Genomic DNA, 21,885 nt, shown 5'->3' with positions numbered 1-21,885 from the left:
GCCGCGAGCGGTCATCCGGTCATAATGTGCAGATGGACACCGGGCCGATCGACCGCGAGGCGCTGCGGGCGAGGTACCTCGACGAGCGGACGAAGCGGCTGCGGCCCGACGGCAACGCGCAATACCTCGAGCCGACCGGCCGGCTCGCGCACCTGCTGGGCGACCCGTACACCGAGCCGGTCGACCGCGCGTCGCGCTCCGACGAGGTCACCGTGGCCGTCATCGGCGGCGGCTTCTCCGGGCTGGTCACCAGCGCTCGGCTGAAGCAGGCGGGCGTTTCCGACGTACGCCTGATCGAGGGCGGCGGTGACGTCGGCGGGGCGTGGTACTGGAACCGCTACCCCGGCGCCATGTGCGACACCGCCGCGATGGTCTACCTGCCGCTGCTCGAAGAGACCGGGCACCGCCCCACCCGGAAGTACACCTTCGCGCCCGAGATCTTCGGTCATGCGCAGCGGATCGCCCGCCAGTTCGACCTGTATGAGAACGCGCTGTTCTCGACCGAGGTCACGAACCTGGCGTGGGACGAGAGGTCGTCGCGCTGGATTGTCGAGACGAACCGTGGCGACCGGATCCGGGCCAGGTTCGTCACGATGGGCACTGGCCCGTTGCACCGGCCGAAGCTCCCCGGCACCCCCGGCATCGAGACCTTCGGCGGACACTGCTTCCACACCAGCCGCTGGGACTACGACTACACCGGGGGTGACTTCACCGGCGCGCCGATGGACAAGCTGGGCGACCAGCGGGTCGGCATCATCGGGACCGGCGCGACCGCCGTGCAGTGCATCCCGCACCTGGCGCAGGCGGCCGGGGAGCTGTTCGTCTTCCAACGGACGCCGTCGTCGATCGACGTCCGCAACAACTATCGGCTCGATTCGGAGCTCTTTGACTCGCTCGAACCCGGCTGGCAGCAGAAGTGGCTGATGAACTTCACCGTCCTGTATTCTGGCGGCTTCGCCGATCAGGACCTGGTCATGGACGGCTGGACCGACATCGGGCAACGGATCCGCGACCGGGTGGTCAGTCACATGACCGAAGCGGGCCCGGTGTTCGGGCCCGATGGGTTCCGGCGGGCGTACGAGGAGAGCGACGACGCGAAGATGACCGAGATCCGGGCCCGGGTCGACGCCGTCGTCACCGACCACAAGACCGCCGAGGCCCTGAAACCTTGGTATCGCCAGCTCTGCAAGCGACCGTGCTTCCACGACGAATACCTGCAGGCCTACAACGAGCCGAACGTCCATCTGGTCGACAGCGACGGGCAGGGCGTCGAGGCCATCGACGAGACCGGCGTCTGGGTCGGCGGGGTGCACTACGAGCTCGACTGCCTGATCTTTGCGTCCGGCTTCGAGGTCGGCACGGAGTATTCGCGACGATCCGGCTTTGACGCGACCGGGCGCGATGGGCGCCGGCTCTCGGAGCACTGGGCGGACGGCATGCAGACCCTGCACGGCATCCACTCACACGGCTTCCCCAACCTGTTCATCGTGGGGCCGAAGCAGGGCGCCTACCTGATCTCCAACATCACCCACAACCTGGTCGAAGCGGGTACGACGATCGCCGCGGTCGTCGCGCATGCGCTCGAGGACGGCGCGGACGAGGTCGAGGTGAGCGAGGGCGCTGAGCAGTCGTGGGTCCAGATGCTCGAAGCCGCCCCGCAGTCGTTCCTCGACGATCCCCACTGCACGCCCGGTTACTACAACAACGAGGGCAAGCCGATGGGGCGCCGCGAGCTGCTCAACGAGGGCCGCTATCCGGGCGGTCCAGTCGCCTACTTCCACTACATCGACGCCTGGCGGCGGTCGGGGGAGTTCGAGGGCCTCGAGTTCCGCGCCAACGCGGCCGCAGCGCAAAGCATCGGCTGACCGAGGCCGACGGGCGAGGAGTGACGACACAGTCAGCGACGGCGGGCGACCCGATGGCACGCGTGCGTTGGGTCGGCGCGACCGTCATCCCGGCGCTGGCCGTTCTCGCCGTACAGCTGATCTTCTTCCCGATGCCGTTCGGGGTGGTGCTGCAGGGCGTCATCGTCGGGCTGCTCGGCGCGCTCGTGGCAGTCGGGATGGCACTGATCTACCGGGCCAACCGGGTGCTGAACTTCGCCCAGGTGCAGCTCGTGCTGGCGGTCTCGCTGACCCGAACACCTTTCCGCCGGACAACGCGCCGCCGGGATTCGTGACGCACATCCACATCGACAAAGTCGGTGGGATCGGGTCCTGGTCGTCCTGACCCAACTGGTGCCGAGCAGACACAAAAGCGCCCAAACCTTTGGCGTGTCGGGGGCTTTTGTGTCTGCTCGCGGCAGTGTCTCAGCCGACAGCTCGCCCGGCGCCTTCCCAGAACCGCGCGCGCACAGCCTTCTTGTCCGGCTTGCCCAGCCCGGTCAACGGCAGCGAGTCGACGATCACCACCCGCTTGGGTGACTGCACCGAGCCCTTGCGATCCTTCACCGCCGTCTGGATTTCGGCGGTCATTGCCTCGATCGCGGCGTCGTCGGTCGCCGCATCGGCGCGTAACACCACCACGGCGGTGACGGCCTCACCCCACTTCTCGTCCGGCGTGCCCACCACGCACACTTGCGCGACCGCCGCGTGTTCGGCGATGACGTCCTCGACCTCGCGGGGGAACACGTTGAAGCCGCCGGTGACGATCATGTCCTTGACCCGGTCGACGATGAAGTAGAAGCCGTCCTCATCCTCGCGGGCCATGTCGCCGGTGTGCAGCCAGCCGTCCTTGAACGTGTCGGCCGTCGCGTCCGGCAGATGCCAGTACCCACCGGCCAAAAGCGGTCCGCTGACGCAGATTTCGCCCGGCTCACCCTGCGGCACCGGCTTGCCATCGTCACCGAGCAGCGCCACCCGCGCAAACAGGGTGGGCCGCCCGCACGAGGTGAGCCGCTTCTCGTCATGGTCGGCCTTGGCCAGGTAGGTGATCGCCATCGGCGCCTCGGATTGGCCGTAGTACTGGGCGAAGATCGGGCCGAACCGCCGGATCGCCTCGGCCAGCCGAACCGGGTTGATCGCCGAGGCGCCGTAGTACACGGTCTCCAGCGACGACAGGTCCCGGGTTTGCGAATCGGGGTGGTCCATCAAGGCATACAGCATCGACGGCACCAGCATGGTGGCTGTAATGCGTTGCTCTTCAATGACTTTCAATACCTCGGCCGGATCGAACTTGCCGAGCACGAACATCGAGCCGCCCTTGACCACGGTGGGCGTGAAAAACGCCGCACCTGCGTGCGACAGCGGCGTGCACATCAAGAATCGCGGGTTCTCCGGCCACTCCCATTCGGCGAGCTGGATCGACGTCATGGTGGCGATGTTCCCCGTGGTGCCGATCACGCCTTTGGGCTTGCCCGTCGTGCCGCCGGTGTAAGTCAGGCCGCCGATGTGGTCCGGCGGCAGATCCGCCACCACTAGTGGCTTCGGGGAGTACTTGGCCGCCTCGGCGTTCAGGTCGACGGCCACATCCTTGAGCTGTTCGGGCACCGGGCCGATCGTCAGGATCTGCTTGAGCGAGTCAACCTTCTCCAGCAGGCCCAGCGCGCGCTCGACGAACATCGGGTTGGGGTCGATGATCAGCGCGCTGGCGCCGGCGTCGGAGAGCACGTAGGCGTGGTCATCCAGCGAGCCGAGCGGGTGCAGGGCGGTGCGGCGATAGCCCTGGGTCCCGCTGGCGCCGATGATCATCAGCACCTCGGGGCGGTTGAGTGATAGCAGGCCGACCGTGACGCCGGTGCCGGCCCCCAGCGCCTCGAACGCCTGGATGTACTGGCTGATCCGCTCGGCCAGCTGGCCGCCGGTCAGCGTGGTGTCGCCGAGGAACAGCACCGGCTTGTTCTTGTGGCGCTTGAGTGCGCCGACCAGCAAGTGGCCGTTATGGGTCGGATTGCGCAGCAGCTCGTCACTCATGAGGCAAGACTAGAACGTGTTGCAATTCGTGTCTGTCGCGCCCTGTCGCCACCCTGAAGATCAGTAGGCTTTCTGCACATGGTGCTGTCGGCCGATCCCCGCGCGGTGCCCCCGGAGCGCATCGCCGACCTCGGGGTCCGCGCGACGTTCCTGGCTGGCCTCCAGGTCTACGCGCAGTGACTCCCGCCCCGCCGGTCAGTCTGGACGACGTCCTGGACCGCCTGCATGTGGTGGCGCTGCCGATGCGGGTGCGCTTCCGCGGCATCACCAACCGTGAGCTGGCGTTGATCGACGGTCCGGCCGGATGGGGCGAATTCGGCGCCTTCCTGGAATACGGCGACGCCGAGGCCGCGCACTGGCTGGCCGCCGCCCTCGACTCGGCCTACCGGCCGGCGCCGCCGCCGCGACGAGACCGCATCGCCGTCAACGCCACCGTCCCGGCCGTCCCCGCCGCGCAGGTGCCCGAAATCCTCGCCCGTTTCCCCGGCGCGGGCACCGCGAAGGTGAAAGTCGCCGAACCCGGCCAGACCCTCGCCGACGACGTCGCCCGCGTGGACGCGGTCCGCGGCCTGGTTCCCACCGTGCGGGTCGACGCCAACGGCGCCTGGACGGTCGCGCAGGCCGTCGAGGCCGCAGCCGCGCTGACCGCCAGCGGTCCGCTGGAGTATCTGGAGCAGCCCTGCGGCACGGTCGACGAACTCGCCGAACTGCGGCGTCGCGTAGACGTCCCGATCGCCGCTGACGAGAGCATCCGTAAAGCCGGCGATCCGCTGGCCGTGGTCCGCGCCGGTGCCGCCGATGTCGCCGTGCTGAAAGTGGCGCCGCTGGGCGGTATTTCGGCTCTGCTGAAGATCGCAGCGCAGATCGACATTCCGGTCGTGATCTCCAGCGCACTGGATTCGGCGGTCGGGATCGCCGTTGGCCTGGCCGCTGCCGCCGCCCTGCCGGACCTGCATCATGCCTGCGGGTTGGGCACCGGTCGGCTGTTCGTCGAGGACGTCGCCGAGGCCGTCGCGCCCGCCGACGGCTATCTGCCGGTCGCGCCGGTGACACCCGACCCGGCTCGGCTGCAGGCGCTGGCCGTGCCGCCGCAGCGCCGACAGTGGTGGATCGACCGGGTCAGGGCCTGCTACCCGCTGATGTCCTGATTTGTGGGGTGCATGGCGTAGACGACACCGCGTCTGTCGCGAACACTTAGCTCTATGGCGCGAAAAGTCCTGATAGTCGGCTTCCCGGGCGTCCAGGCCCTCGACATGGTCGGGCCATTCGATGTGTTCGCCGGGGCATCACTGGCTCTGTCCGCCGAAGGCAAAGAGGGCTATCAGCCGGTGGTGGCCTCGATCGACGGGCAGCCGGTGGCCACCGGGACCGGGCTGACCTTCGCCACCGTCAAACTGCCCGACCCGAGTGAACCCGTCGACACCCTGGTGCTGCCTGGCGGTCACGGGGTACATGCGGCCCGGCAGGATTCACGCATCATCGACTGGATCGCCGCAGCCGCGCCACATGCCCGCCGGGTGGTCAGCGTGTGTACCGGAGCATTCCTGGCCGCCCAGGCCCGTCTGCTCGACGGTTGCCGGGCGACCACCCATTGGGCCTTCACCGACCAGTTGGCGCGCGAATTCCCGGCGGTCGACGTCGACCCGGACCCGATCTTCGTGCGCAGCTCGCCGAGCGTGTGGACGGCCGCCGGCGTCTGCGCGGGGATCGATCTGACGCTGGCGCTGGTCGAAGAGGATCACGGCACCGAGGTGGCACAAACGGTGGCCCGGTATCTGGTGCTGCATTTGCGTCGGCCCGGCGGGCAGACGCAGTTCGCGGCGCCGGTGTGGGTGGCGCGGGCCAAACGCGAACCGATCCGCACCGTCCAAGATGCCATTGAGTCCGAACCTGGTGCCGCGCACAGCATTTGTGAGCTGGCCCGCCGCGCCGCCATGAGCCCGCGGCACTTCACCCGAGTATTCACCGACGAAGTCGGCGAGGCGCCCGGCGCGTACGTCGAACGGGTCCGCACCGAGGCAGCCCGCCGTCAACTCGAGCAGACCGACGACACCGTGGTGGCGATCGCCGCGCGTTGCGGCTTCGGCACCGCGGAAACGATGCGCCGCAACTTTATTCGCCGGATCGGCGTGTCGCCCGACCAGTACCGAAAAACATTCGCCTGAATCAAGGAGCACCGCATGACACAGATCGCGATCGTGATATACCCAGGTTTCACCGCGCTGGACTTCATCGGCCCGTACGAGGTGCTGCGCTGGCTGCCCGACGCCGAGATCCGATTCGTGTGGCACGAACCTGGTCCGATCACGGCCGACTCCGGCGTGCTCGTCATCGGGGCCACTCATTCGTTCGCCGAAACCCGTTCGCCCGATGTGGTTTTGGTGCCAGGCGGGATGACCACCGTGGCACACGCCCGCGATGAGACGCTGCTGGACTGGGTGCGCACGGCGCATCGGAGCGCGACCTGGACGGCGTCGGTCTGCTCGGGTTCGGTCATCCTCGCGGCGGCCGGCCTGCTCGATGGCAAACGCGCCACCTCGCATTGGATGGCTCTTCCCATCTTGAAAACGTTGGGCGCCATCCCAGTTGGCGATGAACGAGTCGTCCACGAAGGTGACATCGTCACCAGCGCCGGGGTGTCCGCGGGTATCGACTTGGCGCTGTGGCTGGCCGCCCGGATCGGCGGTGACGATCGGGCGAAGGCCATCCAGCTGTCGATGGAATACGATCCGGAGCCGCCGTTCGACTCCGGCCACATGTCCAAGGCATCCGCTAAGACCAAGGCGGCGGCCACCGCGCTGATGGCCAGGGATGTGGCCAAACCGGCTCAGCTGAAGGCCGGGACGCTGCTGCTGTGGGACCGAGCGCTGTCGGCGGCACGGGCCAAGGTCGTCCGCCGCTGAATTGCCGCAGCTGGCCAGCTTCTACCGGCCATATGCTTGGCCGGATCTTGGATCGAATCGCGTCGCGGGGGCATGACTGCCCGTTTTGGGGTTGAGCCGGGAGCGTCGGTAGGTTCATCGTCGTGATCAACCTGGCTTACGACGACAGCGGGAAGGGCGAGCCCGTCCTCTTCATCGCCGGCCGTGGCGGCTTGGGACGCACCTGGCATCTGCAACAGGTCCCCGCCTTCCTGGCGGCCGGCTACCGTGTCATCACCTTCGACAACCGCGGGGTCGGCGCGACAGCGAACGCCGACGGTTTCACGACCGAGACCATGGTCGCCGACACCGTGGGGCTGATCGAATCCCTGGAAGCGGGCCCGGTGCGCATCGTGGCGGTGTCGTTGGGTTCCTACATCGCGCAAGAGTTGCTGGTGGTCCGGCCCGATTTGGTGAGCCAGGCGGTGTTGATGGCCACCCGCGGCCGTCTGGACCGTGCACGGGATTTCTTCCGGACTGCGGAGGACGAGTTCGCCGCGTCCGGCGTCCAGCTGCCCGCTTCCTATGACGCAAAAATCCGTTTGCTGGAGAACTTTTCACCCAAGACGCTGAGCAACGACGAGGTCGTCGCCGAGTGGATCGGCATGTTCAACCTTTGGCCGATCAAGCTCACTCCGGGATTCGTCTGCCAAGGCAAGGCCTCGCCGCAGGGCAGCCGGTTGCCCGCGTATCGAAGTATTCCGACGCCGTTGCTGGTGCTGGGCTTCGCGGATGACGTGGTGACACCGCCGCACCTTGGCAAAGAAGTCGCCGATGCCATGCCTAACGCCACTTACCTGAAGATCGCCGACACCGGGCATCTCGGGTTCCTCGAGCGGCCGGAGGTGGTCAACACCGCGATCCTGGACTTCTTCACCGAGGTGCCGTTCTAACCGGGCTCCTCAACTGACCCAACTAAACCCAGTGGTCGGGCTCGCCCCCGCAAGCGGGAGGTACCCCCACCTCAGGCCGTCCCGGCCTGCATCGTCGCCCGACTAGGCTGGGCTGGTGAATCCCTCGACGGCACAGGCCCGCGTCGTCGTCGACGAACTGATCCGCGGCGGCGTCCGCGATGTGGTGCTGTGCCCAGGCTCGCGCAACGCCCCACTGGCGTTTGCGCTGCAAGAAGCCGATCGCGCCGGCCGGATCCGGTTGCACGTGCGCATCGACGAGCGGACCGCCGGGTATCTGGCGATCGGGCTGGCCATCGCGGCGGGCGCGCCGGTGTGCGTTGCGATGACATCGGGTACCGCGGTGGCCAATCTGGGTCCGGCCGTGGTGGAGGCCAACTACGCGCGGGTGCCGCTGATCGTGTTGTCGGCCAACCGGCCCTACGAGCTGCTCGGCACCGGCGCCAACCAGACCATGGAGCAGCTGGGCTACTTCGGCACCCAGGTCCGCGCCACGATCAGCCTCGGGCTGGCCGAGGACACACCGGAGCGGATGGACGCGCTCAATGCGACCTGGCGGTCAGCCACCTGCCGGGTACTGGTCGCCGCTACCGGTGCCCGCAGCGCCAACGCCGGGCCGGTGCACTTCGACATCCCGCTGCGCGAGCCGCTGGTGCCCGATTCCGACCCCGGCCCCACCCCGCACGGTCGCCCGAACGGCAGACCGTGGACGTACACCCCGCCGGTCAGCTTCGACCAGCCGCTGGACGTCGACCTGAACCTGGACACGGTGGTCATCGCCGGTCACGGCGCCGGCGAACAGCCCGAATTGGCCGCGTTGCCGACGGTCGCCGAGCCGACCGCCCCGCCCGCGGCCAATCCGCTGCACCCGCTGGCGCTGCCGCTGCTGCGCCCGCAGCAGGTGATCATGCTGGGCCGCCCCACCCTGCACCGACCGGTGTCGGCGCTGCTGGCCGACCCGTCGGTGCCGGTTTATGCGCTGACGACCGGCCCGCGCTGGCCTGATGTGTCGGGTAATTCGCAGGCCACCGGCACCCGGGCGGCCACCACCGGTGAGCCGAACCCGGCCTGGCTGGGCCGCTGCGCCGAGCTCAACCGTCACGCGATCGCTGCGGTGCGCGGGCAGCTCAAGGCCCACCCGCTGACCACCGGCCTGCACGTGGCCGCCGCCGTCGCCGACGCGCTGCGCCCCGGTGACCAACTGGTGCTGGGTGCGTCCAACCCGGTGCGCGACGCCGCCCTGGTGGGCCTCAATCCGCACGGCATCAAGGTGCGCTCCAACCGTGGGGTCGCCGGCATCGACGGGACGGTGTCTACCGCGATCGGGGCGGCGCTGGCGCACGAGCAGACGGGCGGTCGCACCGTGGCGCTGATCGGCGATCTGACGTTCGTGCACGACAGCTCCGGATTGCTGATCGGGCCGACCGAACCGATACCGTCCCAGCTGACCATCGTGGTGTCCAACGACAACGGTGGAGGCATCTTCGAACTGCTCGAGCAGGGCGACCCACGGTTTTCCGACGTGTCCTCCCGGGTCTTCGGCACCCCGCACGACGTGGACGTCGGCGCGTTGTGCCGCGCCTACCACGTTGACAGCCGGCAAATCGAGGTCGCTGAACTCGGCCCCGCGCTCGACGAGCCGGGCGCCGGCATGCGAGTGCTCGAGGTCAAGGCCGACCGATCCTCGCTGCGGCAGCTGCACGCCGCCATCAAGGCTGCATTGTGAAGGTCCCCGCTAGGGCCGTGACGGCCCTCGCATCACTGAAAGCTGTGGTGCGCATCCTCATTCACGGTCGCAGCGGCGATGTCCCCGACACTCGGGGGCATCGCGTGATGCGCTGGGCACGCCTCGGCGTGCTGATCCTGACGGGCCTGGTCACGCTGCAGTCGTTGCTGCTGGTGGCCGGGGCGTGGCGCAACGACATTGCCATCCAACGCAATATGGGAGTGGCGGAGGCCGAGGTGCTCAGCGCGGGACCGCGGCGCTCCACCATCGAATTCGTCACACCGGACCGGGTCACCTACCGCCCAGAGCTCGGTGTGCTGTATCCGTCCGAATTGGCAACGGGGATGCGGATTTACGTCGAATACGACAAACTCAACCCCAACCTGGTGCGGGTGCAGCACCGCAACGCCAAGCTGGCTATCATCCCGGCCGGATCTATCGCGGTGGTTGGTTGGCTAGTCGCCGCGGCCGCCCTGGCCGGGCTGGTGTTGGTGGACAAACGGCTGGACCGTCAGCTGGACAAGGCGTCAAGCCAGCCCGGGTCCTGAATATCGACGACTCTGTTCGTTTTGAGGTCGTAAACCGTTGGGGTGGCCGGGTTTGCCGGGTTTACCTGAGCGAGACGTGCTCGGTTGGCGTCGTTTAGCGCGGCGGCATCGACCGCGTAATCGCCGGCAGCGATCCGGTCGGCGAGCACCTCGGGCACCCCGCTTTCGCGGGCCATCGCCGCGATGTCGCTGTTGTTCGGGCCGTCGGAACTCCGATGGCGGTAGAGGTCTTGCACGAAAGCCTGATACGCGGTCGCCGGGGATGTCGGGTCGGCCGCTACAAAAAGCGCATTCGCTATCCGGCCGGAAACGTCGTTGTGACGCTTGCCATCAAGGAAAGTCAGCCATCGATACGTGACCGCGAGTCGGCCGCTGGCCAGGTCACCGGCAACCCGGTCGCCGTAGCTCGACTCCAACTGCGCGCAGTACGAGCATTGGGGTTCGCAGAAGATCTCCAACTGCACTGGGGCAGCGGCAGACCAGCCGGACCCAAGCACCACCCCGTCGCCGTCCGGGGTGCGTGGCACGTCGGCGTGCGCGATCCGGGCGCCAAAAAGCGCCGACCACATCACAGTCGCGGCCAATAACCGCAGGCAGAACCCCATTGACCAACCTCCTTTGCATCAGAGTTCGCGTGTCGTATGCCCGTCGGTAACCATATCGACAGGCGGCGCTGACACCGTGATGGTGTGCGCGTAGCGATTGTCGCGGAGTCCTTTCTCCCGCACGTCAACGGCGTCAGCAACTCGGTAGTCCGGATACTCGAGCACCTGCGCCGCACTGGTCATGAAGCCCTTGTCATTGCGCCCGACACGCCGCCGGGACAACTGCCCGCCGATCGGATCCACGACGGTATCCGGGTGCACCGGGCGCCGTCGCGGATGTTTCCGAAGGTCACCACGCTACCGCTCGGAGTGCCCACACCCCGGATGACGAGCGTGCTGCGCCGATTCGATCCCGACGTAGTGCATTTGGCGTCGCCGGCGCTGCTCGGATGGGGCGGTGTGCGGGCGGCGCGTCGTCTCGGGGTGCCGGCGGTCGCGGTATATCAAACCGACGTACCGGGTTTCGCGGAGAGCTATGGCATCGGGATCACCACCCGGGCGGCCTGGGCGTGGTTCCGCCACCTGCACCGCCTCGCCGACCGCACCCTGGCGCCATCCAGTGCGACGATGGAGTCTCTTGTCGCTCATGGCATTCCACGGGTGCACCGGTGGGCCCGCGGGGTCGACGTGATTCGCTACGTGCCGTCGGCTCGCAATGAGGCCCTCCGGCAGCACTGGTCGCCAGATGGCAAGCCGATCGTCGGATTTGTGGGCCGGCTCGCGCCAGAGAAGCATGTCGAGCGACTCATCACGTTGGCTGCTGGCAACACGGTACAGGTGGTCATCGTCGGCGACGGGGTCGACCGTGCCAAGCTGCAATCGGCAATGCCGACAGCTGTTTTCACCGGCGCACTGTATGGCGAGGAACTCGCCGAAGCGTATGCCAGCATGGATGTTTTCGTGCACGCCGGTGAGCACGAGACATTTTGCCAAGTCGTGCAGGAAGCGCTGGCGTCGGGGTTGCCAGTAATCGCCCCCGACGCCGGCGGCCCACGCGACCTGGTTACCCCGTGGCGCACCGGACTGCTGTTGCCCGTCAACGAGTTCGAGGCGCGGCTACCCGAGGCTGTCGCGCACCTGGTCGCGGAACGCGAGCGCTACGCGGTGGCCGCGCGGCGCAGCGTGCTGGGCCGCAGCTGGCCGGTCGTCTGCGACGAGCTGCTCGGCCATTACGAAGCGGTACTGTCGCCCATCGCGCGGGCCCGCATGGCGCGCAGGCAACGCGCGCAGGGTGAGTGAGCTACCCCTGGGCCAACTCGGCAACCGGCTGCCATTGTTCCCACGTGCCTAGCCGGTTTTCGTAATCGGCCTTCGCCAGCCCCAGCGGCGCCTCGCCGAAGAACACCCGAAGCGGCGGTTCATCGGCGTCCACCACTTTCAGCAGCGCGGCCGCAGAAGCTTTCGGATTGCCCGGCGCTGACCACCGTTGCTGGCGTACCGCCTCGGTCGCCGCATGCACTTCGGCGTATGCGGGTAGCGGATCGGCGCGCCTGGACGACGAACCGGACCAGTCAGTGTCGTAACCGGCCGGCTCGATCAGCGTGACATGGATGCCGAACGAAGCGACTTCTTGGGCCAACGCTTGGGAGAAGCCCTCCAGCGCCCACTTCGACGCGTGGTAGATGCCGACGTTCGGAAACGCTGTGATGCCGCCGATCGAGGAGACCTGGATGATGTGCCCGCTACGCTGCTCGCGCAGGTACGGCAAGGCGGCCTGAGTGATCCACAGCGCGCCGAACACATTGGTCTCGATCTGGTCGCGTGCGTCCTGCTCGGACAGCTCTTCGACGAAGCCGAACTGGCCGTAACCGGCGTTGTTGACGACGATGTCCAGGCGCCCGAAGTGATCGTGCGCCTGCCCGACTGCGGCGAAGTCCGCGTCCCGATCGGTGACGTCCAGTTGGATCGGCAGAATCGCGTCGCCGTACTTGTCCACCAGGTCGTCCAGCGTCGCGGTGTTCCGCGCGGTGGCCGCGACCTTGTCGCCTCGCTGCAACGCGGCGATCGCCCATTCCCGTCCAAAGCCGCGCGATGTACCTGTTATGAACCACACTTTTTCGCTCACGCAGTCAAGTAACGCACACGTCGGCAGCTCATTCCCGGGCACAGGTAGCGTCGACGGCGTGAACCGCGCGACCCTGGACAAGGATCCTCGCGAGGTGGCGTCGATGTTCGACGGCGTCGCCCGGCGCTACGACCTGACCAACACCGTGCTCTCCCTGGGTCAGGACCGGTATTGGCGTCGCGCCACCCGGTTGGCGCTGGGCATCGGGTCGGGTGAGAAGGTGCTGGATCTGGCGGCGGGCACCGCGGTGTCGACGGTAGAGCTGGCCAGCTCCGGGGCGTGGTGCGTGGCGACCGACTTTTCGGTCGGAATGCTCGCGGCCGGGCATGCCCGGATTGTGCCGAAAGTCGCGGGTGACGCCACCCGATTACCGTTCGGCGACAACGTGTTCGACGCGGTCATCATCAGTTTCGGGCTGCGTAATATCGCGGACCGCGACGCGGCGCTGCGCGAGATGGCTCGGGTCACTCGAGCCGGTGGGCGGTTAGTGGTGTGCGAATTCTCCACGCCCACCAATCGGCTTTTCGCCACGGCCTACAAGGAGTACTTGATGCAGGCGTTGCCGCGGGTGGCGCGCGCCGTGTCGAGCAATCCGGACGCGTATGTCTACCTGGCCGAGTCGATTCGGGCCTGGCCCGACCAGGCGGCGCTGGCGCACCAGATTTCGCGCGCCGGGTGGTCGGCGGTGCGGTGGCGCAACCTGACCGGCGGCATCGTCGCGCTGCACGCCGCCTACAAGCCCTGACCGCTGCCGAGCAGACACAAAAGCCCCCGACACGCCGAGGCGTGAGGGGCTTTGGTGTCTGCTCACCGGGGAACGCGGTCAGCTGAACGGCTTTCGGCGGTCTATCAGCCGCGAGGCCAGCCCGCCGCCGCGCCACACCCGCGCGACCCGGTCGGCGTCGTCGTCGGTGACCAGGTTGCCCATCACCCGCACGGCGATGCCCATCAGCGTCGTCGAGCGCATCGCGATCGGACCCGTCGCAGGCAAGAACCGCGGGAACGTCAGCAACAACGCCAGCCGGCGCGCCACCGAAAACCCGCGACCGTAATGGGATTGCAGCAGTTGCGGCCATGCCCTGGACAGGTCACCCGAGCCGAGCCTTTCTAGCATTTCCGCGGCCAGTCGCCCGGTCTCCAGCCCGTAGTCGATGCCCTCGCCGTTCAACGGGTTGACGCAGGCCGCCGCGTCGCCGATCAGCATCCAGTTCCGACCGGCGATCCCCGACACCGCCCCACCCATCGGCAGCAGCGCCGACGACACCGCGCGGGGCTGGCCGGTGAACCCCCACTCGTCGCGGCGCAGGTCGGTGTAATACGACATCAGCGGCCTCAGCGCCAGCTCCGCCGGCCGCTTGGAGGTGGACAGCGCGCCTACGCCGATGTTCACCTCGCCGTTGCCCAGCGGGAAGATCCAGCCGTAGCCGGGCAGCACCGCGCCGTCGGGGGAGCGCAGTTCCAGGTGCGAGGTCAGCCACGGTTCGTCGCTGCGCGGCGTGGTCAGGTATCCGCGGGCGGCGATGCCGTACACCGTCTCCTGATGCCATCGTCGACCCAAAACGCGGCCCAGGGTCGAACGGGCGCCGTCGGCGACGATCAGCTCGCGGCAGCTGATCTCCGTCCCGTCGGACAGGGCCACCGAGACCACGCGGGCCGACGAATCATGATGAACACCAACAGCTTTGACGCCAAGACGCATGCGCGCACCGGAGTCCTCGGCGACTTTGCGGATCCGGTCGTCCAGCTCGACGCGGGCCACCGCGCTGCCGGTCGACGGGAACGACGGGCCGGGCCATTCGACTTCCACCTCGCCGCCGAATCCGCTCATCCGCAGTCCGCGATGCCGGATCCGGGCATCCAGCCAGTCGCCCAGCCCCAACCGCTCCAACTCGGCGACGGCTCGCGGCGTCAGTCCGTCACCGCAGGCTTTGTCGCGGGGAAAGTTCGCCGCGTCGACGACGAGCACGTCGTGGCCCGCCCGGGCGGCCCAGGCGGCCGCCGCCGATCCCGCCGGTCCGGCGCCCACCACCACCACGTCGGCGCTGCTGTGCATGCTCACCAGTATGTTGGTCGGGTGAGGACTCCGGCGACGGTGGTGGCGGGCGTGGACTTCGGCGATGCCGCATTCGCCACGAATGTGCGCGACGGGGTGGCCCGCATCGAGCAACTGATGGAAACGGAGTTGCGCGGGTCAGACGACCTGATGACAGAGGCTGTGCTGCACCTGTTCGAGGCCGGCGGCAAACGATTCCGCCCGCTTTTCACGGTGCTGTCCGCCCAGTTAGGGCCGCGGCCGGACGCCGATGAGGTGACGATCGCCGGTGCGGTCATCGAACTGGTGCACCTGGCCACGCTGTACCACGACGACGTGATGGACGAGGCTCAAGTGCGCCGCGGGGCTCCCAGCGCCAACCTGCGGTGGGGCAACAACGTCGCGATCCTGGCCGGCGACTACCTGTTCGCGACGGCGTCGCGGCTGGTGTCACAGCTGGGTCCCAACGCGGTGCGGATCATCGCCGAGACGTTCGCCCGACTGGTGACCGGTCAGATGCGCGAGACCCGGGGCATAGATGAAGCGGCCAACGGCGCCGATCCGATCGATCACTACCTGAAGGTGGTGTATGAGAAGACGGCCTGTCTGATCGGTGCGGCGGGCCAGTTCGGCGCGATGTTCTCCGGTGCCGACGAGGAGCAAATCCAGCGGCTCAGCCGACTGGGCAGCATTGTCGGTACGGCGTTCCAGATCTCCGACGACATCATCGACATCGACAGCGACCCAGACGAGTCCGGCAAGCTGCCCGGCACCGACCTGCGCGAAGGTGTCCATACGTTGCCGGTGCTCTACGCGTTGCACGACAGCGGACCGGATGCTGATCGGCTGCGCGAACTGCTGGTCGGGCCGATCGACGACGACGCGCGGGTGGCCGAGGCGTTGGCGCTGCTGCGGGCCTCGGCAGGGATGGCCAAGGCCAAGGACAATGTGGCGCGATACGCCGCGCAGGCGCGGGAGGAGTTGGCCGCGCTGCCCGAGAGCCGTGGTCGGCATGCGCTGGCCACTCTGGTCGACTACACGATCCACCGACACGGCTAGGTTTCAGGAACTCATGGGGCTGCCTTGAGCGTTTAATGAGCGACTAGGAGGAAGCTGATGACCTGGCATCCGCATCACAACACGTTCAAGACGTTCGCCTTGCTGGTAGGCATGTCGGCGCTGATCGTGTTCGTCGGCGGGCTGTTCGGCCGGACCGCGCTGTGGATCGCTGTGCTGTTCGCCGTCGGTATGAACGTCTACACCTACTTCAACAGCGACAAGCTGGCGCTGCGGGCGATGCATGCGCAGCCGGTGTCGGAGCTGCAGGCGCCGGCGATGTACCGGATCGTGCGTGAGCTGGCCACCGCCGCCCACCAGCCGATGCCGCGGCTCTACATCAGTGACACCGCCGCGCCCAACGCATTCGCCACCGGCCGCAACCCGCGCAACGCCGCGGTGTGCTGCACCACCGGGATTCTCAACATCCTCGACGAGCGCGAGCTGCGTGCGGTGCTGGGTCACGAGCTTTCGCACGTCTACAACCGCGACATCCTGATCTCCTGTGTGGCCGGTGCGCTGGCGTCGGTGATCACCGCGTTGGCTAACATGGCGATGTTCGCAGGTGCATTCGGCGGCAATCGCGACGGCGGCAATCCCTTTGCGCTGCTGCTGGTTTCGCTGTTGGGCCCGATCGCGGCCGGGGTGGTGCGGATGGCTGTGTCGCGATCGCGTGAATACCAAGCCGACGAATCGGGTGCGCTGCTGACCGGCGACCCGTTGGCGTTGGCCTCGGCGCTGCGCAAGATCTCCGGTGGTGTGCAGGCCGCGCCGCTGCCTCCCGAGCCGCGGCTTGCGGCGCAGGCACACTTGATGATCGCCAACCCGTTCCGCAACGGTGAGCGAATCGGTTCGCTGTTTGCCACCCACCCGCCGATCGCCGACCGGATCCGCCGGCTCGAGGAAATGGCCGGGCACTAGTCTCACCAGCCTCAGGAGTCCCCACAAGCCGAGCATGCGGTGACTTTCCGATTCGACGGCGCATGCGATATCACGGCCGCCGGTACGGCTGTGACTGGTGGGGCTGCTGCGGGCTCAGAACCCCGGTCCGTGGACCTCGTGTCCTGGAGTCTCGACCATCAGCCCGCGGTAGGCCTCCTCCACGTTAGAGCCGTGGTTGATCACCCCATCGACCTCGCGCGCGATCGGCATGTTCAACCCGTACTTGTCGGCGAACTCCATAATCACGGTGGCGGCCTTGACGCCCTCGGCGACTTGGTTCATCGACGAGATGATCTCGTCGATGGGCTTGCCGGCACCGAGTTGCTCGCCGACGTGGCGGTTGCGGCTGCGCTGGCTGGTGCAGGTGACGATCAGATCGCCCAGGCCGGCCAGGCCGAAGAAGGTATCGCGCTGTCCACCCATCGCCTCGCCCAGCTTTGACATCTCGCGCACCGAGCGGGCGATCACCATGGCCCGAGTGTTCTCGCCGATACCCAGCGAGTAGCCCATCCCGACGGCGATCGCATAGACGTTCTTCAATGCGCCGGCCATCTCCACGCCAAGCACATCGTCGACGGTGTACACGCGAAAACGTTTGGTGCCGAACAGCTGTGCCACCCTCGCGGCGAGGTGCTGGTCGGGCATCGCCAGCACCGCCGCGGCCGCGTAGCCTTCGCCGACCTCGCGGGCGATGTTGGGCCCGGCCAGGATGCCGGCGGGATGGCCGGGCAGCACTTCGTCGACGATCTGAGACATCCGCATGTTGGTGCCTTGCTCGAGCCCCTTGACCAACGACACCACCGGCACCCATGGCCGCAACTCGGTCGCCAACTCGGTGAGCACGCCGCGGAACCCGTGCGACGGCACCCCCATCACGATGACGTCGGCGCAGCTGGCGGCCTCGGAGAAGTCGGTGGTGGCGCGCAGGGTTTCGCTGAGGTCGACGTCCTTGCCCAGATAGCGCGTGTTGCGGTGGTTCTCGTTGATGTCCTTGGCGGTCTCTTCCGATCGCACCCATTGCAGCGTCGGTCCGCGGCGCGCGCAGATGGACGCGACAGTAGTGCCCCAGGAACCACCGCCCAAAACGACGACGTTCGGTTCGCGCTTAGCAGCTGCCATGGCGACCAGCGTATTGCCGTCGCCCAATCTTTACCGGCGGTTGGTTAGAAGTGGCCCCGCCGCGTTGGCCGTCCCAGCCCCCGCAGACTCCGTTGGAGCAAGCGTTGACCGTGCCACCCTGGAATGGGTTCCAGCCGCCGCAGCCGTTCCAGCCGGGACCGCTCCCGCAGCCGCCTCCGCCACCCTGATCGTCCGGGCCGCCGCCGCCATTCGCTGGGTCGGCGAGAATGACGTGACTGGTTGCGGTGGTCGGCGCCGTCGTGCTCACGACGGCTATCGATGCGGCGGCAATCGCCCCAGCGGCAGCTCCCGCCACGACCAGCGATGTGACGAAATTCCGTGTGATTAGCATGGCTCAATAATGCTCCGGTAAGTGCGCGGCTGCCAGTCCAGTTATCGGTGTGTCACCGACATTTCGCGAACGGAGCAGTTATCCGGCCAGCGCCGCCTTTTCGTCGGCGCGGCCGAAGACCATGGCCTCTTCGATCCGGTCGAACCGGTAATCGATGGCGTCGGCGAAGTAGTTCTGCCGAACGTTCCACGGCCGCTTGGTGCCGGATTTGGGCAGCGCGTGCGGCGAGCGCAGCACGTAACCGGCCTGGATATCCCACGAAGGCTTTTCGGGCATCGGCTCACCGTCGAGATGCGGATAGGCGTGCGTATAGCCGCGGGATTTCATGTGCGCCAGCAGCTTTGCCGTCGCGCGGGCGGTGATGTCGGCGCGCAGCGTCCATGAGGCGTTGGTATACCCGACGCACCAGAACAGGTTCGGCACATCCTCCAACATGTGGGCCTTGTAGACGAAGCGGTGCTGCGGCTTGATCTCGCCGCCGTCGACTGACACCGCCACGCCGCCCAGCGCCTGCAGTTGCAGACCGGTGGCGGTGACGATGATGTCGGCGTCGAGATGCCCGCCGGACTTCAAAACGATGCCGCTGGAATCGAAGTGGTCGATGTGGTCGGTCACCACGTCGGCGCGCCCATCACCGATCGCGACGTACAGGTCGGCGTCGGGGATCAGGCACAGTCGCTGGTCCCACGGGTTGTAGCGAGGCTTGAAATGTGTGTCGACGTCGTAGCCCTCGGGCAGATTGCTGATCGCGATGCGGCGGATCAACCACTTCACGAAGCCCGGCACCTTGCGCGCCAAGAACCAGATCATGCCCTCGAGCAGCGCACTGCGTTGCCGGATGATCGAGTGGGCAACCCTGCCCGGCAACACTTTCCGCAAGAAATCCGCTGCGGCACTGTATTTCGGCCCCGAGAACAGATAGGTCGGCGACCGCTGCAGCATGGTCACCTTCGACGCCTTCTCGGCCAGCGACGGGATCAGCGACATCGCGGTGGCGCCGCTGCCGATAACCACCATCTTCTTGTCGGTGTAGTCCAGGTCTTCGGGCCAATGCTGCGGATGAACGACGGCGCCGTCGAACTCTTCGATGCCGGGGAAGTCCGGGGTGTACCCCTCGTCGTAGTTGTAGTAGCCGGACCCGAAGAACACGAACCGGCCGCGGTAGATCTTTTCCTCGCCGTCCTGCTCGGCCGTGACCGTCCAGGTGTCGGTCGACGAATCCCAGTCCGCCGAGCGCACGTAGCTGTTGAACCGGATGTGGCGGTCGATGCCGTACTTGCGCGCGGTGGCGGCGAGGTATTCGCGGATATGCACCCCGTCGGCCACCCCTTCTTTCCGGGTCCACGGCTCGAACGGGAAGCACAAGGTGAAAATGCTGCTGTCGGAGCGGACCCCGGGGTAGCGGAACAGGTCCCAGGTGCCGCCGATCTGCTCGCGCCGCTCCAAGATGACGTAGCTGGTCCCTGGGTTGCGCTCGCTGATGCGGTAGCCCGCGCCCAGGCCCGAGAAGCCGGCGCCGATGATGACGACGTCGAAGTCTCCGCCATCCTCCGGGGTAGGGACGGTGTCAGCAGCGGCTTGGGGCGTCACGCTCATTGCGAACCTCGCTTCTCCCGCGGCGGCGCGGTGCTGATCACCACATTAGGCAACCACCGGTTGGTTGAGCCAGCGTGGCGCCGATCATGACGGTTGAAGTAGTACGTCGATGTGCAGTGGCGCGCAATGGTCGATTAGCCACTTCTGGTCGGCGGGGCTGGCGAAGATGCGCGCGTGCGACATGTCCTGAGCGAACGCGTCAGCGCACTCGTCGCCGAAAAACACGTACGCCTTGGCGGTATTGCACAGTCGCGACATCCAGACCATGCCGTCCACGCCGATCCCGTGCGCGGCTTCGGCCCATTGCACTGTGGTCGCGTAAGTGGACGAGGGGCTCGACGTGACATCCTCGGGGCTGACCTTGAGGCGTCGTAAATCCAGACCGTGCAGGACTGCGAGGCGCAGTTCGCGGATCACCTCCAGGCGGGCGAGCGCTTTGCGGGAGTAGTCGTCGTAGGGCAGAAGGCCCCCTTCGACCGGGATATCGTGCAGAAGCGTCTCGGCAACGGCCGCTTCTTCGGTGTCGGCTGCGTACATGATGGGTACCTTCGGCTGGCCGAAGAAACCGAACCGGGTCGGTGCGCCCACGCCGGGGTTGAACTCGCTGGCCGTGCGGGTTGACGTGAAGACGCGATACAGCAGGTGTCCCGTGGGCAGGGTGTCGGTGGCCGGTTTGAAAGGGGTCGGCGGCCCTTTCACCACGACACGGCCAGGGCATCTCTCGCCACATCGACGACTCGGTCCGGGTCCTCGGCGAGGCGGTCTACGGGTCGATCTCCGTCGAAGTAAGTCGTCGGCGAGCACAGCCACTGCACGAGACCAGCTTCCGACCAGTCGTTGGCTTCCGCGGTCTCGCGCAGGCGGCCGATCACGGCGAGGGGTTGCCCGTCCGGCCCGAACTGAAAGCCGGGGTAGACGAGGCTGTTGCCTTGCCGCACGGCGACGAGCGTGTTGTTGCGGTGTGCAGTCGCTGCGAGGTTGCGGGGAGCACGTGACCGCGACCCCATCCGAGTGCCGGCCTCGGTGCTGGTCAGCATTCCGAACTCATTCTCGATTCGGGCGTAGAGGTTCTGCTCGGCCTGGACGGCCCGGGCAATGGCGGGCTCGGTGTACACCGCGACCGATGCCAGGGCAGCGCCGACGGCTTGCGCACTCTCCCGAACGCGTTGCGTCGCGACGACGAGGTCCTCGGCAGTGGTCATGGCAACCATGCTACATGCGATTCATGCATCTGGACAGGGTGCACGAACCGCACGATCTACCGGTAGTTGACGAACTGCAGCGCGACGTCGAGGTCGGCCTTCTTGAGCATCGCGATGACGGCCTGCAGGTCGTCGCGCTTTTTGCTGGTGACGCGGACCTCATCGCCCTGGATCTGGGTCTTGACGGTCTTGGGTCCCTCGTCGCGGATGAGCTTGGTGATCTTCTTGGCGTTCTCGCTGCTGATGCCCTGTTTGAGGGCGCCGGTGACCTTGTAGGTCTTACCGGAGGCCTGCGGCTCGCCGGCGTCGAAAGCCTTGAGGCTGATGTCGCGACGGATCAGCTTCTCCTTGAACACGTCGACGGCGGCCTTGACCCGCTCCTCGGTGGAACTGGTCAGCTCGATCGCCTCCTCGCCCTTCCAGGCGATCTTGGTGTCGGTGCCGCGGAAGTCGAACCGGGTGGCGAGTTCCTTGGCGGCCTGGTTGAGGGCGTTGTCGACCTCTTGCCGGTCGATCTTGCTGACGACATCGAACGATGAATCCGCCATTGGATGCGTCCCCTTTCATCGGTGTTGGCCGTTTGTGCACCCGGTACATCCTCGTTGTACTCTTGCTACCCGTACCACACAGGCAGGTTGCCCGAGCGGCCAATGGGAGCGGACTGTAAATCCGTCGGCTTACGCCTACCCAGGTTCGAATCCTGGACCTGCCACCAAGGTCAAAGCTGGTTCTACCACTGACCGATCGGCGCCGGGACAGCCACCGCGTGGGCAGCTGCGGCATTACATGGCGCAGCTGCGGTCAATCGAACGACCGCGCACTTCGTCGAAGTCGCTCGTATGCTCCGCGTTGCGGGGTCCGCGCTCCTAGGCTTTGGGGGTGCGTTTGTCGTGGCCGTT

Annotated in this window: 21 protein-coding genes, 1 tRNA gene and 2 pseudogenes; 14 read left to right on the top strand and 10 right to left on the bottom strand. The window is 67.1% G+C overall.

Features of this window, described 5'->3' with window-relative positions; genetic code table 11:
• Positions 1 to 32: 32 nt before the first annotated feature.
• Together ACLQI9_RS29375 and ACLQI9_RS29370 are read left to right on the top strand one after the other, a co-directional pair.
• The gene (locus tag ACLQI9_RS29375; protein ID WP_442392534.1) at positions 33 to 1,865 is read left to right on the top strand and encodes a flavin-containing monooxygenase; all 1,833 of its coding nucleotides are present in this window, start codon (positions 33 to 35) and stop codon (positions 1,863 to 1,865) included.
• Between the two features lie 20 nt (positions 1,866 to 1,885).
• Positions 1,886 to 2,179, top strand: a complete 294-nt coding sequence (locus tag ACLQI9_RS29370) for a hypothetical protein (protein WP_442392532.1) — start codon at positions 1,886 to 1,888, stop codon at positions 2,177 to 2,179.
• 130 nt (positions 2,180 to 2,309) lie between these two features.
• Here the strand turns inward: ACLQI9_RS29370 and fadD8 are convergent, their stop codons facing one another.
• Positions 2,310 to 3,911 carry a fatty-acid--CoA ligase FadD8 gene (gene fadD8 / locus ACLQI9_RS29365; protein ID WP_442392530.1) on the bottom strand — a complete coding sequence of 534 codons (1,602 nt, stop codon included), beginning with the start codon at positions 3,909 to 3,911 and terminating at the stop codon, positions 2,310 to 2,312.
• 78 nt (positions 3,912 to 3,989) lie between these two features.
• On the opposite strand from fadD8, the pseudogene ACLQI9_RS29360 reads away from it, so the two are divergent.
• From ACLQI9_RS29360 to ACLQI9_RS29330, 7 genes and pseudogenes are all read left to right on the top strand, one after another.
• Positions 3,990 to 4,091 (top strand): annotated as a pseudogene (locus ACLQI9_RS29360) (hypothetical protein); the annotation flags it as partial.
• 20 nt (positions 4,092 to 4,111) lie between these two features.
• Entirely contained in the window at positions 4,112 to 5,059 is a 948-nt protein-coding gene (locus tag ACLQI9_RS29355; RefSeq protein WP_442392621.1) for an o-succinylbenzoate synthase, read from the top strand.
• Between the two features lie 54 nt (positions 5,060 to 5,113).
• Positions 5,114 to 6,076: a GlxA family transcriptional regulator gene (locus tag ACLQI9_RS29350; RefSeq protein ID WP_442392528.1), complete on the top strand. Its 963-nt coding sequence runs from the start codon at positions 5,114 to 5,116 to the stop codon at positions 6,074 to 6,076.
• A 15-nt stretch (positions 6,077 to 6,091) separates the two neighbouring features.
• Positions 6,092 to 6,814: a DJ-1/PfpI family protein gene (locus ACLQI9_RS29345; protein WP_442392526.1), complete on the top strand. Its 723-nt coding sequence runs from the start codon at positions 6,092 to 6,094 to the stop codon at positions 6,812 to 6,814.
• 122 nt (positions 6,815 to 6,936) lie between these two features.
• Positions 6,937 to 7,725, top strand: coding sequence for an alpha/beta fold hydrolase (locus ACLQI9_RS29340; protein ID WP_442392524.1), 789 nt, complete (start codon positions 6,937 to 6,939; stop codon positions 7,723 to 7,725).
• Positions 7,726 to 7,840: 115 nt separating this feature from the next.
• On the top strand, positions 7,841 to 9,469 hold the full coding sequence (menD, locus tag ACLQI9_RS29335) for a 2-succinyl-5-enolpyruvyl-6-hydroxy-3-cyclohexene-1-carboxylic-acid synthase (protein ID WP_442392522.1): 1,629 nt from the start codon (positions 7,841 to 7,843) through the stop codon (positions 9,467 to 9,469).
• A 44-nt stretch (positions 9,470 to 9,513) separates the two neighbouring features.
• Positions 9,514 to 10,017, top strand: a complete 504-nt coding sequence (locus ACLQI9_RS29330; RefSeq protein ID WP_442392619.1) for a DUF3592 domain-containing protein — start codon at positions 9,514 to 9,516, stop codon at positions 10,015 to 10,017.
• Here ACLQI9_RS29330 and ACLQI9_RS29325 read toward each other — a convergent pair.
• The gene (locus tag ACLQI9_RS29325) at positions 9,981 to 10,622 is read right to left on the bottom strand and encodes a DsbA family protein (RefSeq protein ID WP_442392520.1); all 642 of its coding nucleotides are present in this window, start codon (positions 10,620 to 10,622) and stop codon (positions 9,981 to 9,983) included. The genes ACLQI9_RS29330 and ACLQI9_RS29325 overlap by 37 nt on opposite strands.
• A gap of 84 nt (positions 10,623 to 10,706) precedes the next feature.
• On the opposite strand from ACLQI9_RS29325, the gene ACLQI9_RS29320 reads away from it, so the two are divergent.
• Positions 10,707 to 11,861, top strand: coding sequence for a glycosyltransferase family 4 protein (locus ACLQI9_RS29320; RefSeq protein ID WP_442392519.1), 1,155 nt, complete (start codon positions 10,707 to 10,709; stop codon positions 11,859 to 11,861).
• 1 nt (position 11,862) lies between these two features.
• Here ACLQI9_RS29320 and ACLQI9_RS29315 read toward each other — a convergent pair whose 3' ends face one another.
• Positions 11,863 to 12,687, bottom strand: coding sequence for an SDR family oxidoreductase (locus ACLQI9_RS29315; RefSeq protein ID WP_442392518.1), 825 nt, complete (start codon positions 12,685 to 12,687; stop codon positions 11,863 to 11,865).
• 58 nt (positions 12,688 to 12,745) lie between these two features.
• Between ACLQI9_RS29315 and ACLQI9_RS29310 the strand changes: the two genes are divergently transcribed.
• Entirely contained in the window at positions 12,746 to 13,432 is a 687-nt protein-coding gene (locus ACLQI9_RS29310; protein ID WP_442392517.1) for a demethylmenaquinone methyltransferase, read from the top strand.
• 78 nt (positions 13,433 to 13,510) lie between these two features.
• Here the strand turns inward: ACLQI9_RS29310 and menJ are convergent, their stop codons facing one another.
• Positions 13,511 to 14,746 (bottom strand): menaquinone reductase, encoded by a 1,236-nt coding sequence (menJ, locus tag ACLQI9_RS29305; protein WP_442392516.1) that lies wholly within the window; start codon positions 14,744 to 14,746, stop codon positions 13,511 to 13,513.
• 15 nt (positions 14,747 to 14,761) lie between these two features.
• Here menJ and grcC1 point away from each other — a divergent pair, with 15 nt between their 5' ends.
• Both grcC1 and htpX read left to right on the top strand, forming a co-directional pair.
• Positions 14,762 to 15,778, top strand: coding sequence for a nonaprenyl/(2E,6E)-farnesyl/geranylgeranyl diphosphat synthase (grcC1, locus tag ACLQI9_RS29300; RefSeq protein ID WP_442392515.1), 1,017 nt, complete (start codon positions 14,762 to 14,764; stop codon positions 15,776 to 15,778).
• 57 nt (positions 15,779 to 15,835) lie between these two features.
• Positions 15,836 to 16,696, top strand: a complete 861-nt coding sequence (gene htpX, locus ACLQI9_RS29295) for a zinc metalloprotease HtpX (RefSeq protein ID WP_442392514.1) — start codon at positions 15,836 to 15,838, stop codon at positions 16,694 to 16,696.
• Positions 16,697 to 16,810: 114 nt separating this feature from the next.
• Here htpX and ACLQI9_RS29290 read toward each other — a convergent pair whose 3' ends face one another.
• From ACLQI9_RS29290 to ACLQI9_RS29265, 6 genes and pseudogenes are all read right to left on the bottom strand, one after another.
• Positions 16,811 to 17,836: an NAD(P)H-dependent glycerol-3-phosphate dehydrogenase gene (locus ACLQI9_RS29290; protein WP_442392513.1), complete on the bottom strand. Its 1,026-nt coding sequence runs from the start codon at positions 17,834 to 17,836 to the stop codon at positions 16,811 to 16,813.
• A 58-nt stretch (positions 17,837 to 17,894) separates the two neighbouring features.
• Positions 17,895 to 18,188 (bottom strand): annotated as a pseudogene (locus ACLQI9_RS29285) (hypothetical protein); the annotation flags it as partial.
• 78 nt (positions 18,189 to 18,266) lie between these two features.
• Complete coding sequence (locus ACLQI9_RS29280) at positions 18,267 to 19,784, bottom strand: flavin-containing monooxygenase (RefSeq protein ID WP_442392512.1); 1,518 nt, start codon at positions 19,782 to 19,784, stop codon at positions 18,267 to 18,269.
• 84 nt (positions 19,785 to 19,868) lie between these two features.
• Positions 19,869 to 20,483: an RES family NAD+ phosphorylase gene (locus ACLQI9_RS29275; RefSeq protein ID WP_442392511.1), complete on the bottom strand. Its 615-nt coding sequence runs from the start codon at positions 20,481 to 20,483 to the stop codon at positions 19,869 to 19,871.
• Positions 20,480 to 20,986 (bottom strand): hypothetical protein, encoded by a 507-nt coding sequence (locus ACLQI9_RS29270; protein ID WP_442392510.1) that lies wholly within the window; start codon positions 20,984 to 20,986, stop codon positions 20,480 to 20,482. Before ACLQI9_RS29270 ends, ACLQI9_RS29275 begins: the two co-directional genes overlap by 4 nt.
• 56 nt (positions 20,987 to 21,042) lie before the next feature.
• Positions 21,043 to 21,534 carry a YajQ family cyclic di-GMP-binding protein gene (locus ACLQI9_RS29265; protein WP_442392509.1) on the bottom strand — a complete coding sequence of 164 codons (492 nt, stop codon included), beginning with the start codon at positions 21,532 to 21,534 and terminating at the stop codon, positions 21,043 to 21,045.
• 81 nt (positions 21,535 to 21,615) lie between these two features.
• Here ACLQI9_RS29265 and ACLQI9_RS29260 point away from each other — a divergent pair.
• Positions 21,616 to 21,701 (top strand) — tRNA-Tyr (locus ACLQI9_RS29260).
• Positions 21,702 to 21,885: the final 184 nt, after the last annotated feature.

The organism is Mycobacterium sp. (genome assembly GCF_052143115.1).
GTDB lineage: Bacteria > Actinomycetota > Actinomycetes > Mycobacteriales > Mycobacteriaceae > Mycobacterium.
This window is presented reverse-complemented; position numbering and strand designations above follow the sequence as displayed.